Consider the following 3,069-nt stretch of genomic DNA (forward strand, 5'->3'; position numbering starts at 1 on the left):
AAAATCAATTCAGCACCAGTTCATCCACCATGAGCCAAGCTTTGGCACCCGCGCCTCCGTGCCATGGGGGCAGGGAGCTTACCGGGGTGGCCACCAGCCTCATTTTCTCCACGCCCTCGGCCGAAAAAGGGATCTCCATCTGTCTCAGATGTGCTTTGTCATCTTTTCCGGGTGGCTGCGGCCTGAATTTTTTGGCCAGGCTCCAGTCTTCACCGGTCTTTTTTGTCCAGATCTCCACCTGTCCGGGGGGGAAAAACCTGGCCCCCACGTTGTGCCAGATGGAAAGGGCCATATGGCTGATGTCCGTGGGCTCCCCGAACTCCATCTCCACATCCAGCGGGCTGTTGAGGAAGCCGAGCCAGTTCAGGTCCCACACATCCGGGACCGCCTTGTCCCCGTCGAACAGGCTGCTGACGCCGTCGCCCTTGTACCTGTCTTCCGGGGGAAACCTCAGCACGGACTCCCGGGGACGGATCTCCGAACGGACAAACTCCGCCTCGGCCGTCCCGCTCCCCTTCCAGCCCGGGGCAAAGGCCCTGGCCTTCAGCGTGAGGTCCCCGGTGATCTCCAAAGGGCCCCCGTAGGGTATGAAGTTGCTGCTGTCGGGCTCCGTCCCGTCCAAAGTATAATATATGTGCGTCCCCTGTATGGGATGCTCTATTTTCACCTCAAGCCTGTCCCTGAAAAAAGCCCTGTCGAATCTGAGGACAGGGGGATTGAGCGTGTACACGGTGCCGTCATCCGTATAACCCGTCTCGATGCGGGTATCCGGCAGAGACTCCCGCAGTCTTTCACAGGCATTTTGGTCCAGTCCCGTGTTCCAGACATACAGCTGCTTTAAGCCCTTCAGCTGTCCCAGCCTGTCCACCGCCTCCCCGTCCAGGGGGTTTCCCGAAAGGGAGAGCAGTGAGAGCTTTTCCATCCCGGCAAGGAATTCCAGCCCTTCGCCCCGGACCGCCGCGGAATTCAGGTACAGCCTCTCCAGGTTGACGAAAGGCTCCAGATAGGCCATTCCCCCGTCACCCACGGGCATGCTGTTCAGGTTCAGCGAGACCGTCTGTTGGTAGATGTCCTTCAGTTCCCGCAGCGAGGAGGGGTCAAAATCCGACCTCCCGAAATAACTCACGGACAGCGCGGGAGAATCCGAATCCACGGGATGGACTTTTCTGTAAAAACTGTTCAGCCCGCTGATTTTTTTGGCGTCGGCGGCCTTAAAATCATAGGATTTGGGCTTGGACGTAAATTTCTCCACCGCCAGATGGTAAATGCGGGCAGTATCCCCCAGTTCCAAAACTTTCCTTTCATAATCCGCGCCGCCGGCAATCCAGGCTTCAAGGATGGCCTTTTCCCCGTCGGTGAGCTGTGGTTTGCCCTTCGGCGGCATGTGGTCGTCATCTTCCAGGGGAAGGTGAAGCCGCTGTATCAGCGGGCTGTTGTCCACGTCCCCGGGCTTCAGCACGGGACCGGATTCCCCGCCCTTTTTGATGTATTGGGGAGCATCAAGCCTCAGCTCCCCCTTCTGTTTGGAAGCTTTGTGGCAGCTGATGCATTTGTTCTGCAGTATCGGCTGGACCACGTGGGCAAAAACCTCCGCCTCGTCCAGGCTCACATTGACTCCCCGGTCCCTGACCAAAGGGGCCGTGATGAAATCCTCCCCGTGGGTGACGGCCGCACCGAAATGCCCCGAAAGGACAACGGTCAGTGCCAGTACGCCCGCACCGGCTTTCAGAGCCGCCCCGTCTGCCTTTTCCACAAAAAGATACAGCAGCGAAGCGCCCCAGAAGACCCCCAGGCCGGTCCATTTGTGCCATACAAGGGCTTCCGGGTCATACCCCTCCTCATGGGAGAGCAGCAGCCCGGCTATGACGGTAAAAGCGGCCGCCAGCGCCCCCAACAGGAGCATGTTGCCCCCATACTCCGCCGAGTCTTCCCGGTTTCTGAGCAGACCGGGGAGGGCCAGCAGCAAAACCGCCAGAAGCAGCAGGACAATCGGGAAGTGGAGCAGCAGGGGATGGAGCCTCCCGAAAACGTGCAGCCAGTCCGGTATCAGCAGCCGGCTTTCTCCGATTACGAGTACGAGTACAAAGACATTGGCGGCAAACAGCAGCTGTCCCGAAACCGCCTTCAATCTGGGTGATAACATATAAAACCGGGTTACTTCAAACTTTTTGGGTCCGGCCCTTTCAGGCGATCAAACCACTGACTACATTTCCCGCCACATCCGTCAGCCTGTACCTCCTTCCCTGGTGCCGGAAGGTGAGCCGCTCATGGTCAACACCCAAAAGATGAAGCATGGTGGCATGAAAATCATGCACATGCACCGGGTCTTTGACGATATTGTAACCGAATTCGTCCGTCTCGCCGTAAACCGTGCCGGGTTTGATGCCCCCGCCGGCCATCCATACGGAGAAGGCCCGGGGATGGTGGTCCCTGCCGTAGTTGTCGGGGGAGAACCTCCCCTGGCAGTAATTCGTCCTGCCGAATTCGCCGCCCCAGATCACCAGGGTCTCGTCCAGCAGCCCCCGCTGTTTGAGGTCCGTGACCAGGGCAGCCGATGCCTGGTCGGTATCTTTGGCCTGCATGGCCATTTCGTTGGGCAGGTTCCCGTGCTGGTCCCAGCCCTGGTGGTAGAGCTGGACGAACCGCACGCCGTTCTCCGAAAGCTTCCTTGCCAGCAGGCAGTTGGCCGCATAGGTGCCCGGCACCAGGCATTCGGGGCCGTACAGCTTCACGATGCTGTCGGGTTCCCTGCTCAGGTCGGTGACCTCGGGGACCGCCGTCTGCATCCTGAAAGCCATTTCGTACTGCTGGATCTTGGCACTGATCTCGGGGTCCCCGAAGGATCGGTAACTGATCCGGTTCAGTTCGGAGATTCTGTCCAGCATCCTCCTGCGGTCTTCTTTGCCCATCCCTTCGGGGTCGTTGAGGTACAGGACCGGCTCGTCGCCGCTTGAGAACTGCACCCCCTGGTGGACGGAATCCAGGAAGCCGTTGGTCCACAGCTTGGAATAGACCCCCTGGCCGTTGCCCTTCCCCCGGGAAAGCAGCACGCAGAAACCGGGCAGGTTG

At 59.4% G+C, this 3,069-nt stretch carries 2 protein-coding genes; both read right to left on the minus strand.

What is annotated here, in order from left to right; genetic code table 11:
• Positions 1-4 precede the first annotated feature (4 nt).
• Complete coding sequence (locus ACFPFU_RS25535; protein WP_377069563.1) at positions 5-2,143, minus strand: c-type cytochrome domain-containing protein; 2,139 nt, start codon at positions 2,141-2,143, stop codon at positions 5-7.
• Positions 2,144-2,183: 40 nt separating this feature from the next.
• A partial coding sequence (locus ACFPFU_RS25540) for a DUF1501 domain-containing protein (RefSeq protein ID WP_377069565.1) occupies positions 2,184-3,069 on the minus strand: 886 nt, incomplete at its 5' end.

The organism is Negadavirga shengliensis (assembly GCF_042652345.1).
In the GTDB taxonomy this organism is placed as follows: Bacteria; Bacteroidota; Bacteroidia; order Cytophagales; family Cyclobacteriaceae; genus Negadavirga; species Negadavirga shengliensis.

What these genes read in the sequence shown, in the direction of transcription:
- ACFPFU_RS25535 (WP_377069563.1), bottom strand. Translation starts at nt 2,143, where the DNA reads ATGTTATCACCCAGATTGAAGGCGGTTTCGGGACAGCTGCTGTTTGCC.